12 protein-coding genes are annotated in these 14,569 nt (G+C 38.5%); 11 read left to right on the forward strand and 1 reads right to left on the reverse strand.

Going from position 1 to position 14,569, the window contains the following annotated elements; genetic code table 11:
* Positions 1–136 precede the first annotated feature (136 nt).
* Entirely contained in the window at positions 137–2,032 is a 1,896-nt protein-coding gene (locus tag KJR31_RS00445) for a sucrose-specific PTS transporter subunit IIBC (protein ID WP_214261581.1), read from the forward strand.
* 141 nt (positions 2,033–2,173) lie between these two features.
* Positions 2,174–3,061 (forward strand): fructokinase ScrK, encoded by an 888-nt coding sequence (gene scrK, locus KJR31_RS00450; RefSeq protein WP_214261582.1) that lies wholly within the window; start codon positions 2,174–2,176, stop codon positions 3,059–3,061.
* 121 nt (positions 3,062–3,182) lie between these two features.
* Here scrK and KJR31_RS00455 read toward each other — a convergent pair whose 3' ends face one another.
* Positions 3,183–4,433: a cation diffusion facilitator family transporter gene (locus tag KJR31_RS00455; protein WP_250319660.1), complete on the reverse strand. Its 1,251-nt coding sequence runs from the start codon at positions 4,431–4,433 to the stop codon at positions 3,183–3,185.
* A gap of 156 nt (positions 4,434–4,589) precedes the next feature.
* Between KJR31_RS00455 and KJR31_RS00460 the strand changes: the two genes are divergently transcribed.
* The 9 genes from KJR31_RS00460 (at position 4,590) to yaaA (ending at position 14,564) form a co-directional block, all read left to right on the forward strand.
* Positions 4,590–6,200 (forward strand): hypothetical protein, encoded by a 1,611-nt coding sequence (locus tag KJR31_RS00460; protein WP_214261583.1) that lies wholly within the window; start codon positions 4,590–4,592, stop codon positions 6,198–6,200.
* Between the two features lie 28 nt (positions 6,201–6,228).
* Positions 6,229–7,233, forward strand: coding sequence for an acyltransferase family protein (locus KJR31_RS00465; RefSeq protein WP_250319661.1), 1,005 nt, complete (start codon positions 6,229–6,231; stop codon positions 7,231–7,233).
* A complete protein-coding gene (locus KJR31_RS00470) occupies positions 7,226–8,203 on the forward strand; it encodes a glycosyltransferase family 2 protein (protein ID WP_214261585.1) in 978 nt (325 codons plus the stop codon). Before KJR31_RS00465 ends, KJR31_RS00470 begins: the two co-directional genes overlap by 8 nt.
* A gap of 13 nt (positions 8,204–8,216) precedes the next feature.
* Positions 8,217–9,350, forward strand: a complete 1,134-nt coding sequence (locus KJR31_RS00475; protein WP_214261586.1) for a beta-carotene 15,15'-monooxygenase — start codon at positions 8,217–8,219, stop codon at positions 9,348–9,350.
* Entirely contained in the window at positions 9,344–10,084 is a 741-nt protein-coding gene (locus tag KJR31_RS00480) for a hypothetical protein (protein WP_214261587.1), read from the forward strand. The genes KJR31_RS00475 and KJR31_RS00480 overlap by 7 nt, the downstream gene beginning before the upstream one ends.
* A gap of 191 nt (positions 10,085–10,275) precedes the next feature.
* Entirely contained in the window at positions 10,276–12,960 is a 2,685-nt protein-coding gene (locus tag KJR31_RS00485) for a cation-translocating P-type ATPase (RefSeq protein WP_214261588.1), read from the forward strand.
* Positions 12,961–13,067: 107 nt separating this feature from the next.
* On the forward strand, positions 13,068–13,478 hold the full coding sequence (locus KJR31_RS00490) for a peptide deformylase (RefSeq protein ID WP_214261589.1): 411 nt from the start codon (positions 13,068–13,070) through the stop codon (positions 13,476–13,478).
* Between the two features lie 119 nt (positions 13,479–13,597).
* The gene (locus KJR31_RS00495) at positions 13,598–13,762 is read left to right on the forward strand and encodes a DUF3953 domain-containing protein (RefSeq protein WP_214261590.1); all 165 of its coding nucleotides are present in this window, start codon (positions 13,598–13,600) and stop codon (positions 13,760–13,762) included.
* Between the two features lie 79 nt (positions 13,763–13,841).
* Complete coding sequence (gene yaaA, locus KJR31_RS00500) at positions 13,842–14,564, forward strand: peroxide stress protein YaaA (RefSeq protein WP_214261591.1); 723 nt, start codon at positions 13,842–13,844, stop codon at positions 14,562–14,564.
* Positions 14,565–14,569 lie beyond the last annotated feature (5 nt).

Here is a 14,569-nt window from a genome sequence, read left to right on the forward strand (position 1 = left end):
TCAAAAAATTCAAAATGCTAATTTTTTTTCTGCAAAACGCTTGACATATTTTAAAAACATGATAGAATTATATGCGTAGGGCGGATAAAATCGCTTTCAAACATTTTACAAATTTTTTATAAGGAGATTTTTGCAAATGACGAATACAGAAATTGCAAAAAAAGTCATCGAAGCCTTAGGTGGACGTGAGAACGTTAATAGTGTAGCTCACTGTGCGACTCGTCTTCGCGTTATGGTTAAAGATGAAGCGAAAATTAACAAAGATGCTATCGAGAGCTTGGAAAAAGTTCAAGGTGCTTTCTTTAACTCAGGTCAATACCAAATCATCTTTGGTACTGGTACAGTAAACAAGATGTACGATGAAGTCGTAGCTCTTGGTTTGCCAACTTCAACAAAAGCTGAAATGAAAGCAGAAGCTGCTAAACAAGGAAATTGGTTCCAACGTGCCATCCGTACTTTCGGTGACGTCTTCGTTCCAATCATTCCAGTTATCGTAGCAACTGGTCTCTTCATGGGTGTTCGTGGTCTCTTGACTGCTCTTGGAATGACACTTCCAGAAGATGTGACAACTTATACTCAGATCTTGACTGACACTGCCTTTATTATCTTGCCAGGTTTGGTTGTTTGGTCAACTTTCCGTGTATTCGGTGGTAACCCAGCCGTTGGTATCGTTCTTGGTATGATGCTCGTTTCTGGTTCGCTTCCAAATGCCTGGGCTGTTGCGTCTGGTGGTGAAGTAACTGCAATGCAGTTCTTCGGATTTATCCCAGTTGTAGGTTTGCAAGGTTCAGTTCTTCCAGCCTTCATTATCGGGGTTGTCGGAGCTAAGTTTGAAAAAGCAGTTCGCAAGGTTGTTCCAGATGTACTTGACCTCTTGGTAACACCGTTCGTAACACTCCTTGTAATGTCAATTCTTGGATTGTTTGTTATCGGACCAGTCTTCCACGTTGTTGAAAACTACATCCTCATTGGAACTAAAGCAATTCTTAACTTGCCATTCGGACTTGGTGGTTTCTTGATTGGTGGAGTTCACCAATTAATCGTCGTATCAGGTGTTCACCACATCTTCAACTTGCTTGAAGTTCAATTGCTTGCTGCTGACCATGCTAACCCATTCAACGCTATCATCACAGCTGCCATGACTGCTCAAGGTGCTGCGACAGTAGCCGTTGGTGTGAAAACTAAAAATCCTAAACTTAAAACACTTGCTTTCCCAGCTGCTCTTTCTGCCTTCCTAGGTATTACTGAGCCTGCTATCTTCGGGGTTAACTTGCGTTTCCGTAAACCATTTTTCCTTTCATTGATTGCTGGTGCAATCGGTGGTGGATTGGCATCTATCCTTGGACTTGCTGGTACTGGTAATGGTATCACAATCATCCCTGGTACAATGCTTTACATTGGTAACGGACAACTTCTACAATACCTTCTTATGGTAGCTGTATCATTTGTACTTGGTTTTGCTCTTACTTACATGTTTGGTTATGAAGATGAAGTAGAAGAAGCTGCAGGTGCTATTACTGAAGCTGAAACAGATCGTTTGACTGAAGAAGCAGTTACTGGTGCTGTTGTTGCACCGAGCGAAGGTGTTATTCAAACACCAATCGTTGGTGATGTCGTTGCTCTTTCAAATGTGAATGATCCAGTCTTCTCAAGTGGAGCTATGGGACAAGGTATCGCTGTAAAACCTAGTGAAGATGTCGTTTACGCACCAGCTGATGCTGAAGTGACAATTGTCTTCCCAACAGGACATGCTTATGGCCTAAGAACAGCTAACGGAGCTGAAATTTTGATCCACGTTGGTATCGACACTGTTTCAATGAACGGTGAAGGATTCAACCATAAAGTTGCTCAAGGTGACAAGGTTAAAGCTGGAGATGTTCTTGGAACATTTGACTCAGCTAAGATTGCTGCTGCAGGTCTTGATAACACAACAATGGTTATCGTGACAAACACTGCGGACTTTGCTTCAGTAAATCCAGTTGCTTCTGGATCAGTTGCTAAGGGTGATGCAATCATCGAAGTTAAAGCTTAATAGATTCATAAAAACGAACAAATGTCATGTTTGTTCGTTTTTGCTTGAATGGTAAAATTTACAGAGGAAAATCTAAAATATTGAGCAATTTTCAGTCTGGAAATATGCTATAATAGAGAAAATAAAAACTAGAGGTTTATCATGACAAAATTATATGGAAGCTTGGAAGCGGGCGGTACAAAATTTGTCTGTGCTGTCGGTGATGAAAACTTTAACGTTGTAGAAAAAGTACAATTTCCAACAACGACTCCTATTGAAACAATCGATAAAACGATCGAATTCTTTTCAAAATTTGATAATCTTGCAGGCCTTGCCATTGGTTCATTTGGTCCTATTGATATCGATAAAAACTCAAAAACTTACGGATTTATCACAACAACTCCAAAACCTAACTGGGCAAATGTAGACTTGCTTGGTGCTCTACGTCGCGCTTTGAACGTACCAATGTACTTCACAACAGACGTTAACAGTTCTGCCTACGGTGAAGTGGTGGCCCGTAATAATGCTGGCGGACGTATCGAAAACTTAGTTTATTACACAATCGGTACAGGTATCGGAGCAGGTGTTATCCAACGTGGGGAGTTTATCGGTGGTGTTGGTCACCCTGAAATGGGTCACTATTATGTGGCTAGACACCCAATGGATATTGAAAAAGAATTCAACGGTGTTTGTCCTTTCCATAATGGATGTTTGGAAGGCTATGCAGCTGGTCCAAGTTTGGAAGCTCGTACAGGTGTTCGTGGGGAAAACATTGAACTGAACAACCCTGTATGGGATGTTCAAGCCTACTATATCGCTCAAGCTGCAGTAAATGCTACTGTAACTTTCCGACCAGATGTGATTGTATTTGGTGGTGGAGTTATGGCTCAACAACACATGCTTGACCGTGTGCGTGAGAAATTCACAGCCTTACTCAATGGTTACCTACCAGTACCAGATGTACGTGACTATATCGTAACTCCAGCAGTTGCGGGTAATGGTTCAGCTACACTAGGGAACTTCGTTCTTGCTAAGAGCGTTGCAAAATAAGAATAAAAAATTAGAGGCTGGGACAAAAGTCCTAGCCTCTTTTTGATGTTGGATTGTCGAGCAAGACGCAGTGGTTGAGTGGGCTCTACTACGCTGATTTCATCAGCTTTTACAGCCCTACTCAACTGTGCGGAGGTGGGACGACGAAATCGAATTCTAACGAATTATCGATTTCTGTCCCACTCTCTTTTTCTATTTTCGTTTCCTGATGGAAAATATTTTGCCAAGTTTCGTGACGGCGCCAGATACTGGTATGAATGGTATCACCGACTTGGTAGCGGATGAGTTTTGTTTTCTGACTGATAGAGGTTAGATGAAGCTCTTTAATGGCAGATGTCAGTTCTTTTTCAGCCTTATAGGCATCCTTGTCCAGTTCTTGTCCGTCCTGGCGGATATAAATGAAGTCTTCTGCAAGTAACTCTTCCAGTTGATTTCCTTGGTCAATCAGTTGCTCTCTCATGAGCAATTTTTTATAGACATTATCTAAGATTTCATCTTCAGGGATTGGTGCTGGTTCGATATGAATGTCTGTATCAAAGATACCAAAGCGTTCTGATAACATGGATTCAACTTGGTCCGCAACTTCATGACTTTCAAAAACAGACAGATCTGGGTTCATCTCAAGTGTGATATCCAGATAGATATTGCTTCCGTAAGTACGACCGCGTTGTGATTTGACCTTGCTAATCTTAGGAATTTCCATGATAGCCTTTTGATAATCTTCGAGCAAGTGTTCGTCAAAACCGTCAGAAAGACTGAAAGATGATTCGATAAAGATATCATAGGCAGTCTTGAGGATAAAGAAGGTAATGATAATGGCGACCAGCTTATCCACGATTGGATAATTGAAGCTGCTGGCTAGAATAGCAATAGATGTTCCAATAGATGTTACGGCATCTGACAAATTATCCTTGGCTGCTGCCTTAAGGGCTTTGGACTTAGCTTGCTTGCTCAGATGAGTATTGTAGAGATAAACTGCAAACATGATGATAGCAGAGATGACTCCCAGAGTCGCCCCAAGAGGATCAATGACTGTTTGCTCTCGGCTGAGTATCTTTTGAATGGTATCTCGTAGAACATCAAAACCGACGTAAAACATGATGATGGAAGTGATGAGACTTGCCAAGTCTTCTATTTTCCAGTGGCCGAAGCGATGATCTCTATCTGCCGGTTGGCGAGCCAAACGAATCCCGATGAGAAGGGCCACGTTTCCAACAATATCTGAAACGTTGTTAAAACCATCAGCTACCAAACTGGATGAATGGAGGAGGTGTCCGGTCGCTAGCTTAGCTGCAGACAAGAATAGATAGGTCAAGATGCTGATAATGGCACCACGCTCAGCTAATTTTAAGTTTGAAACCGATTGATTCATCTAACTCCCTTTCTAGGATTTTGTATTTTTTCATTATACTAGTTTTCCATGGAAAATTCAAATGGCCATTAGGATATTTATTCAGAAATCAACAGATTTTTATTTTGAAATATGATAGAATGATAAGGTAATATTTATTTTGGAAAGAGTTTTTTGATGAACCATAAACAAATCATAGATAGAGTGATTCGAATTGGTTTGCTGTTGCTACCATTTCTTATTTTTTATGGATATAGATTGATGAAGGGATTTGATTATCCAGTGGTTGATGATATCATGGTCAATCAAACCATATTGTCTGGAGATAATATGTTGCTTCCCTATATTGGGATTTTGTTATCATCTGCTTTAGTATTCCTTCAGCAATTATTTACAAATTGGAATATTTATTTTATTTTCTTAGCTCTTAGTTTTTGCTTGAGTTTTAGCATCTATTTGGACTTCTTTTTTAGAAAGAAATATTATTTCTTACTTCCCTTAGTAATGTTACTTCAAATGGTTTTAATGAAGTATTTTTCGTTCTCAGTAATTGCTTACTTGTTATCGACAGCAGCTATACTATTATTATTTGATCGAAAATACGTAACAGGAATGCTCTTGTCTTTAATAGGGTTGTCGATTAGACCACAAATTATTGCCAGTTTATTATTACTTTTACTCCCCTTCCTAGTTTTTGAAGTAATCAAAGAAAACAAGAAAAAAGAATTATTCTTGTTATCTGCTGTTATTTTGCTTATCTTTGCTTCCAATAAAGTTTATACCTTAACGAGACCAGATGTTCAAGAATACCTAACTTGGAATACTCTGAGTACCAATTTACGAGATTTTCCTGCGATTGATTATGAGAAACATGCAAAGGAATTTCAGGAACTGGGAGTCAGTGAAAATGATTTATCTGCTTCAACTTATTGGCTGTTTGCTGAAAAAGATGCTTTGAACAATGAGCTATTAACAAAAATTCAATCCGTACGTTCTTTCTCTGAAAAGTACTCGTTTAATGTGCTTCAGATGGTGTCAGATTATTTCCAAAATATCATTTTGACAAGCTTTCTTTTTGTTATGATTGGCTGGTTTGTGTTTTTGAAGCCCAAGAAATTCTATGGATGGCTACTCCCTCTTGTCCCGTTTGCGCTGATTGGTGCTCTATTTGTTAGGCAAAGAGTAGTAGAGCGTGTCTATATTCCAATTATCATTAGCTTTTTAATCTTTTTTGTCTACTATGCTCCTTTATTTTACTCAAAGCGTAAACTGTTGAAAAAAAGAGGAATTTTTTATAGCTGTCAACTAGTAGGAATGGTGGCGTGTCTGGTTTGGGTTAATAGTGTAGGAGAAGGACTTTATTGGTTTCCAAACATTCAATCATCAATGGTATCAGAGTATCATGATGTAGTGGAAAAACATTCTGATAAATTGCTTGTTTTTGGTGGCTATGGAACACTTGTCAATTCTCAACCGAGCTTGGCTACGATTAGAACGAAGCCCGATCAATTGATTGAAAATACAACCACCTTAGGTAACTGGCAAACTTTTTCGCCACATTATTATCAATTAATGAAAAAGTATAATGTTGAGGAGCCCAGCAATCTTCTTTCTTCAGCTATTGATAAGGAGAATATCCTATTCTTCTGGTCACCTTCCTCAGGAAATATGGATAGAGTAAAAAAAATTATGAAAGAACATTACCAGAAAGATGTTTATTTTGAAGAAGTTGAGGAAGTCACTTCTGATATGAATCTTTATCGACTAAGAACAGGAGAAGATAGATAGGATGAAAAAGCGAATAGGCTACCTAGATATGGCTAAGGGTCTAGCAATCATACTTGTTATTATAGGACACAGTAGTTTTGTACCTCTTCGTGCCAAAATACTTCTCTATGTTTTTCATATCCCCTTATTTTTCTTCTTGTCAGGTTTTACTTTAAATGTGACTAAATACAAAACATTTAAGGAGTATTTTCTTAGCAAGGTGAAAAGTTTGGTTGTTCCCTTTTTTTGCCTGAATATTTTTGTTTTTCTCTTTCAACTTTTTGTCATGTACCCTGAACAAGTGTTTAGTTTTAATCTTATTCATTTTGCTAAACAGTTATTGTTGTCAGACCGCTTGCATGTTTATTTTCAGTTATGGTTTCTGAATGTCATGTTTTTAGCACATGTTTTTAGTTACTTTATTCTCAGAAAAAAATGGACCATCATCCAATGGTTTTTGATTAGTGTATCACTCTTATTTTTAGTTATTTTGGGACAAAAAATCTATGCCTGGAATTTTTATCTTATCTGGAATATTGACTTAGTCCCTGTAGCCACTATCTTTACACTCTTAGGTGTAGGATTGAGAAAATATATAGCGCAACTAGAAAAGTTTTTTGCAATTTATTATCTGCCACTTGCCTTATTGCTAACTATATTTGTTGGTAGATTGAACTATCATTTGAGTGAAAAACAGATTGTTGATCTCTACTATCAGCGGATAGGGAACCATCTCTTATTTTACATTGCTGCAATTTCAGGTATATGGTCCACCCTCATATTTTTTAAATCAATCCCTGAACTGACTCTCTTGAAATCAATTGGTCAAAGAACCTTAATATACTATGGTGTACATGCTCCGATTGTTTTAGTACTGGTTGAAAAATTAGTTTTACAATTATCTACAAGATACACCGGTATTTTTGTGAATGGTTATATTACAACAAGTGTTGTGGTAATATTGACTTTAATAGGTTGTGAATTGATTGTAAGGGTATTTAGAGGGACAAACTTTCCCTTTGGGATTAAAAGGTTAGGAGTCAAAAATGAGTAGAAATAATCCGATTTTATATATCGTGATTCCATGTTATAACGAAGAGCAAGTATTACCTCATACTAACCCAATGTTTGTTGGAAAAATTGAGGAGCTTGTGAAAAACCAAGAAGTCCATCCATTAAGTAAGGTCATGTATGTCAACGATGGAAGTAAGGATCAAACTTGGGAGCTTATCCAAGAATATGCTACATCAAATCCATATGTAGTAGGTATTTCACAGAGCCGAAATCGAGGCCATCAAAGTAGTGTCCTTGCTGGAATGTATGAAGCTGCAGAATTTGCGGATATCGTGATTACCATTGATGCAGACGGACAGGATGATATTCATTGTATGAATCAGATGATTGCTGAATATAAGACAGGTTCAGAGATAGTCTACGGCGTTCGCGATAATCGTGATACAGATTCAGCATTCAAGAGGATTACTGCAGAAGGTTTTTACAAAGTGATGCAACTATTTGGAGCGGATGTCGTTTTTAACCATGCGGACTATCGTTTAGTCTCCAAACGATTTATTCATGAACTTGCTAAGTTTAAAGAAGTAAACTTGTTCCTTCGTGGAATTATGCCACTTGTAGGATTTAAGTATTCATATGTAACTTATAAACGCCATGAGCGGATTGCTGGTGAGAGCCACTATCCACTTTCTAAAATGCTCGGCCTAGCAATGGATGGAATTACGAGTTTGTCTATTAAACCCATACGCTTGATTACCAGCTTGGGTGTTATGACTTCCCTCTTTAGTTTTTTGTTGATAATCTGGGTTTTGTGGAGTAAATTTTCAGGAACGGTTGTAGCTGGTTGGGCTAGTACCTACGCCATTGTAAGCTTGCTTGGCGGGGTTCAACTGATTAGTCTTGGTGTAATTGGGGAATATATTGGAAAAATCTATCTAGAAACCAAGCGCCGTCCAAGATATATTATTAGCGAACGTACATATCAGAGTACAGAGGTAGAGGGAGAATAGAAAGATTGATACAATGAAACTATATAACAAATTTAATAAAATAGCATCATTACTTTATAAAATTATCTTTTATTTAACATCCGCTATTCTTTCATGGCTAATTTTATCTTCGTTAGTATTTACGGTTTATATGCCTTTATCTGCAAAAGAAAGAATTGAATTTTCATATTCAACTTGGTATTTTCCAATACTAATTATGCTATTTATACTGTTATTCTTTAAAAGTAAACAGTTAATCGAAAAAATCTCATCCGAAAAATTATTCTTAATCCTGTCCATTGTCTATTTTGTTTTAGGACTCTTTCTTATTATTCGTATAGTTGGTGGATTAAGAGCCGATGCTTCCATTGTTTTTAATACTGCAGTAGATTTTAATAACGGTAATTTTAGTAGTTTAACTAAAGAGGGTGCTTATTTGTATGTATATCCACATCAATTAGGATTAACCACATTTGACAGGATATACGCTTTTTTCTTTCAGTATTTTAAGAATGAAAGAATTATATATTTTTTTAACCTCCTCTTTATTTTAGGAACAAATTTCTTTATTTATAGAATTAGTTTGAAGCTTTTTAAAAATAAGTTAGTAACGAATTACACCATTATATTGTCGTTCTTATTTTTCCCACATTTTTTCTTCCAGCTATTTGCTTATGGAACTATACCAGGGTTATTTTTTGTTTTATTGGGATACTATCACCTTTTAAAATACAATGAAACTTCTCACTATTCTAATGCGATGATTAGTATACTAAGTTTCGCTATAGCATGTCTGATTAGAAATAATTATTTTATTTTCGTCATCGCGATTACATTGATACAAGTTTTCAATTTTTTAGAAAATGTTAATTGGCGGAAATTAATTGTAACATTCCTAATAGTAATAAGTATTCCTGCATCTTCATTCCTTTTGAAGAGTTATTATCAAAGTGTTACTCATGTTCCCATTTCTCAAGGGTTACCTATGCTTGCTTATGTTACTATGGGGACACAAGATAGTCCTGTCGCACCTAGTATCGGAGGTTGGTGGGATGGTTACAATACATGGCTACTAAAAAATAATGATTTTGATAGACCTAAAGCTGTTGAACAAGCAAAAAATGATCTTAAAAAAAATATGCTAACTTTTTATAATCAACCATGTTGATAGAATTTTTTTATAAAAAAATTCTATCAACATGGTTGGAACCAACTTTCCAATCAATATGGACTGGTCCACTTCCTGACTTAGGAAATGTCCAGAATTCTAGAATTTTGAAGAGTATTTATGAAGAAAAAAATGGATACCATTTTTTGAATTCTTTTGGTAAAGTTCTTACGGTTTCAATCTATTTACTAACTTTGATTTCTGTAGTCTATAATATTAGAAGTAAAAAGTTTTCTGCTTTTGAACTGTTTACAATTATTTTCTTTCTCGGAGGATTCTTTTTCCATATCTTCTGGGAAACAAAGAGTCAATATGTCTACATTTATGTCCTACTCTTGATTCCTTCTGCTGCAAAAGGATTAGAGAAACTGGAATCAATACCTATTTTGAAAAGGATAGCAGATAAGAGCCACAATCAAATCTCTAAAGTGCATGGTCTGATAATAGATGTAATTACTAGCCAGTCTACTAAACTGATTCGCTTGATTATTAGCTTGGGAATCATAACTTCACTGTTTAGTTTTTTAATGATAATTTGGATTTTTTGGAGTAATCTTGTTGGCACAGATGTTGCTGGATGGGTAAGCACTTATGCAATAGTAAGTTTATTTGGGGGTGTTCAACTCATTAGTCTTGGAGTTATTGGTGACTATATCGGAAGAATCTATCTAGAAAATAAGTGTGGTTCAAGAAATATTACTAGTGATCGCATCTATGATGAGAGTGATGAGTGATTCCACCTCAACCCTTGAAAACTTTTGAAATTCTGATATAATAGAACTACTCAAGGGAGTAGCTGGCGGGAAACCGCGATAGTGTCGTCATTACGAAATCATTTCCGGTACTATATTAAACAGCGAGACTTGTTTTTTTAAAAAACAGGTCTCTTTTTTTGTAAAAAGAGGCCAAAAAGGAGGAGACTGTTTTGTCAAAAGAACAAAATAAAGACTTGTTTTACACCCAGACCGCAGAAGAAGTCCTAAAGAACTTGGACTCATCTGTCGAAGGTTTGTCAACTGCTCAAGCTCAAGAACGCTTAGCGACTTATGGTCGTAATGAGTTGGAAGAGGGAGAGAAACGTAGCCTACTAGCTAAATTCCTTGATCAATTTAAGGATTTGATGATTATCATCTTGCTTGCGGCAGCGGCACTTTCGGTCATTACAGAAGGGATGGATGGTTTAACAGATGCCATCATCATCTTGGCCGTTGTTGTTTTGAATGCTGCCTTCGGGGTCTACCAAGAAGGTCAAGCAGAAGCAGCCATTGAAGCGTTGAAAAATATGTCTAGTCCCATGGCCCGTGTTCGTCGTGATGGTCATGTTATTGAGATTGACTCAAAAGAATTGGTACCTGGGGACATTGTCTTACTAGAAGCGGGAGATGTCGTTCCTGCGGATATGCGCTTGTTTGAAGCAGCTTCGCTTAAAATCGAAGAAGCTGCTCTTACAGGGGAGTCTGTCCCAGTTGAAAAAGATGTGACAGGACTTGTTGAGGTAGATGCTGGTATCGGTGATCGTGTCAATATGGGTTACCAAAACTCAAACGTAACTTACGGTCGTGGTATTGGTGTCGTAACCAATACTGGTATGTATACAGAAGTTGGTAAGATTGCAGATATGTTGGCTAATGCCGACGAGACAGAGACACCGTTGAAGCAAAGCTTGGAACAATTATCTAAGGCCTTAACTTACTTGATTGTTGTGATTGCCGTTATTACTTTCTTGGTTGGTGTATTCGTTCGTGGTGAACATCCGTTGGAAGGCTTGATGGTTGCGGTTGCTCTTGCGGTTGCTGCGATTCCAGAAGGTCTTCCTGCCATTGTTACCATCGTTCTATCTTTGGGAACAACAACCCTTGCCAAACGTAATTCGATTGTTCGTAAATTACCAGCAGTTGAAACACTTGGTTCAACAGAAATCATCGCATCTGATAAAACAGGTACTTTGACCATGAACCAAATGACGGTTGAAAAGGTTTATACCAACGGTCAATTGCAAAGCTCGGCATCTGAAATTGCTGCTAGCAACAATACCCTTCGTATCATGAACTTTGCCAATGATACCAAGGTGGATCCATCTGGCAAATTGATTGGTGATCCAACGGAGACAGCTCTTGTACAGTTTGGTTTGGACCACAACTTTGACGTTCGTGAAGTCTTGAAGGATGAGCCACGTGTGGCTGAATTGCCATTTGACTCAGACCGTAAGCTCATGTCTACCATTCATAAGGAAACAGACGGTTCTTACTTCATCGCTGTGAAGGGTGCGCCTGACCAATTGCTCAAGCTCGTGACTCGTATCGAAGTCAATGGGGAAGTTCGTCCAATCACAGAAGAAGATAAGAAAGCCATCCTTGCTACCAACAAAGATTTGGCCAAACAAGCCCTTCGTGTCTTGATGATGGCTTACAAGACAAGTAACGAAATTCCAACCTTGGAATCTGAAATCGTTGAGTCTGACCTCATCTTCTCTGGTTTGGTCGGAATGATTGACCCTGAACGTCCTGAAGCAGCAGAAGCTGTTCGTGTCGCTAAGGAAGCGGGTATCCGTCCGATTATGATCACTGGTGACCACCAAGATACAGCGGAAGCTATCGCTAAACGTCTCGGTATCATCGATCCAAATGATACGGAAGATCATGTCTTTACTGGTGCTGAGTTGAATGAACTCTCTGATGAAGAGTTCCAAAAAGTCTTCAAGCAATACTCTGTTTATGCACGTGTATCACCTGAGCACAAGGTTCGTATCGTGAAAGCATGGCAAAAAGAAGGTAAGGTTGTTGCCATGACAGGTGATGGAGTTAACGATGCGCCATCACTTAAGACAGCTGACATCGGTATCGGTATGGGGATTACTGGTACAGAGGTTTCTAAGGGAGCTTCTGATATGGTCCTTGCTGATGATAACTTCGCAACTATTATCGTAGCGGTAGAAGAAGGACGTAAGGTCTTCTCTAATATCCAAAAATCCATCCAATACCTCTTGTCTGCCAATATGGCTGAGGTCTTCACCATTTTCTTTGCAACCCTCTTTGGTTGGGATGTGTTGCAACCAGTGCATCTACTCTGGATTAACTTGGTAACAGATACGCTACCAGCTATCGCTCTTGGTGTTGAACCAGCTGAACCAGGAGTCATGACTCACAAGCCTCGTGGACGTAAATCCAACTTCTTTGACGGTGGTGTCTTCGGTGCCATCATGTATCAAGGTGTATTCCAAACCATCTTAGTGCTTGGTGTTTATGGTTGGGCTCTTCTCTTCCCAGAGCATCAAGTTCAAAGTGAAATCCACGCAGATGCCCTTACCATGGCTTTTGCAACTCTCGGTTTGATCCAATTGCTCCATGCCTTTAACGTCAAGTCTGTTTACCAATCAATCTTTACGGTTGGACTCTTCAAGAACAAAACCTTTAACTGGTCAATCCCAGTTGCATTTGTCCTCTTGATGGCTACGATTGTAGTTCCAGGATTTAACAGTCTCTTCCACGTTTCTCATTTGAGTTTGACTCAGTGGATGGCGGTCGCTGTAGGAGCACTCATGATTGTGGTTCTTGTTGAGATTGTCAAAGCAGTTCAACGAGCGCTTGGAAAAGATAAAAACGCTATTTAAGCACTATGAAAAGTCATCTTCGGATGGCTTTTTGTTTTTATGTAAATATAAACTGCCAAAGATTTTATGCTATAATCAAGTAGAATGATACAGATGGAGGAAGAATTTTGGAAAAGAAAGTTGTAACAGATATCTTGTTTTTGTCGCAGAAATCTCAGCCAGCTAGTCAGGAAGATTTACCCCTAGCAACGGATTTGCAGGATACCCTACAGGCCAACCGAGAAACTTGTGTTGGACTAGCCGCCAATATGATTGGGGTACAAAAACGCGCCATTATTTTCAATATCGGAATGATTCCCATGGTCATGTTTAATCCTATTCTCCAATCCTTTGAAGGTCCTTATAAGACGGAGGAAGGATGTTTATCTTTGACAGGAGTCAGACCGACAACTCGTTACGAAAAAATTACCGTGGCTTATCGGGATATCCATTGGCAAGAGCAGACCATTACCCTGACGGGTTTTCCAGCGCAGATTTGTCAGCATGAACTCGATCATTTGGAAGGGATTATCATATAGGCCTTGTATCCTAGATCAGGGTCCATCCTTCAAGCTTAAGGAAACAACATCGTTTTTCTTGCACTCTTGTTTGAAATTTGTGATAATAAATGAAAGAATAATAAATGGAGGACAGTCAAATGGGATTTTATCTGATGATTGGTTCGATGTTGCTTGGTCTTTTTGCTTTGAAGATAGGATTTTCTCACCTAAAGGAGAAAAAGTTTACTCTTTCATCTATCTTGACGAGCTGCCTTGGAACAGCACTAGTTCTCTTTGCAATCTGGTTAGGATTGCCAAAATAAGGAAAGAAGCCTCGGTAGTAACCGAGGTTTTTAAGTGCAAATCCTTGGTAGTCCTAAAAAAATATGCTACACTAACACTATGAAAATTCTAATCCCAACTGCAAAAGAAATGAATACCCAAATCCCTAGTTTAGAGGCGCAACCTTTGCGTCCTGAAAGTCAGGCAGTGCTGGATGCATTGGCGACATACTCTGCCCAAGAACTGGAGAGCTTTTACAAGATATCTGCCGAAAAAGCACAAGAGGAGTATGACCATATCCAGGCCTTGAAAAATGAAACTGCGACAAACTATCCAGCCTTGCACCTCTTTGATGGACTCATGTATCGCAATATCAAACGGGATAATCTAACCAAAGCGGAGCAAGCCTATCTCGAAAAACACCTCATGATAACGTCAGCTCTCTATGGTGTGATTCCAGCCTTTGCGCCGATTGCACCTCACAGACTGGACTTTTTGATGAAACTTAAAGTCGCTGGAAAAACCCTGAAAAGTCACTGGCAAGGAGCCTATGAGGAGTCAATGAAAGACCAGGATTTAATCTTTTCTCTCTTGTCTTCGGAATTTGAAAATGTCTTTCCTAAAGAAATCCGTAAGAAAATGGTGACCTTCAAGTTTATGGAAGATAGAGATGGAAAACTAAAAATCCACTCAACCATTTCTAAAAAAGCTAGAGGGGATTTCTTAACAGCCTTGATGGAAGGTCAGGTAACTTCGGTTGAAGAGATTAAAAAGCTCAGCTTTGCGGGTTTCAATTATCGAGAAGACTTGTCTAGTGACAAGGAATTGGCTTTTGTGAAATAGATTGA

The organism is Streptococcus infantis (genome assembly GCF_018499575.1).
Lineage (GTDB): Bacteria > Bacillota > Bacilli > Lactobacillales > Streptococcaceae > Streptococcus > Streptococcus infantis_K.

What these genes read in the sequence shown, in the direction of transcription:
- KJR31_RS00495 (WP_214261590.1), top strand. Translation starts at nt 13,598, where the DNA reads ATGGGATTTTATCTGATGATTGGTTCGATGTTGCTTGGTCTTTTTGCT.
- KJR31_RS00475 (WP_214261586.1), top strand. Translation starts at nt 8,217, where the DNA reads ATGAAACTATATAACAAATTTAATAAAATAGCATCATTACTTTATAAA.
- KJR31_RS00455 (WP_250319660.1), bottom strand. Translation starts at nt 4,433, where the DNA reads ATGAATCAATCGGTTTCAAACTTAAAATTAGCTGAGCGTGGTGCCATT.
- KJR31_RS00480 (WP_214261587.1), top strand. Translation starts at nt 9,344, where the DNA reads ATGTTGATAGAATTTTTTTATAAAAAAATTCTATCAACATGGTTGGAA.
- KJR31_RS00445 (WP_214261581.1), top strand. Translation starts at nt 137, where the DNA reads ATGACGAATACAGAAATTGCAAAAAAAGTCATCGAAGCCTTAGGTGGA.
- yaaA (WP_214261591.1), top strand. Translation starts at nt 13,842, where the DNA reads ATGAAAATTCTAATCCCAACTGCAAAAGAAATGAATACCCAAATCCCT.
- scrK (WP_214261582.1), top strand. Translation starts at nt 2,174, where the DNA reads ATGACAAAATTATATGGAAGCTTGGAAGCGGGCGGTACAAAATTTGTC.
- KJR31_RS00470 (WP_214261585.1), top strand. Translation starts at nt 7,226, where the DNA reads ATGAGTAGAAATAATCCGATTTTATATATCGTGATTCCATGTTATAAC.
- KJR31_RS00465 (WP_250319661.1), top strand. Translation starts at nt 6,229, where the DNA reads ATGGCTAAGGGTCTAGCAATCATACTTGTTATTATAGGACACAGTAGT.
- KJR31_RS00460 (WP_214261583.1), top strand. Translation starts at nt 4,590, where the DNA reads ATGAACCATAAACAAATCATAGATAGAGTGATTCGAATTGGTTTGCTG.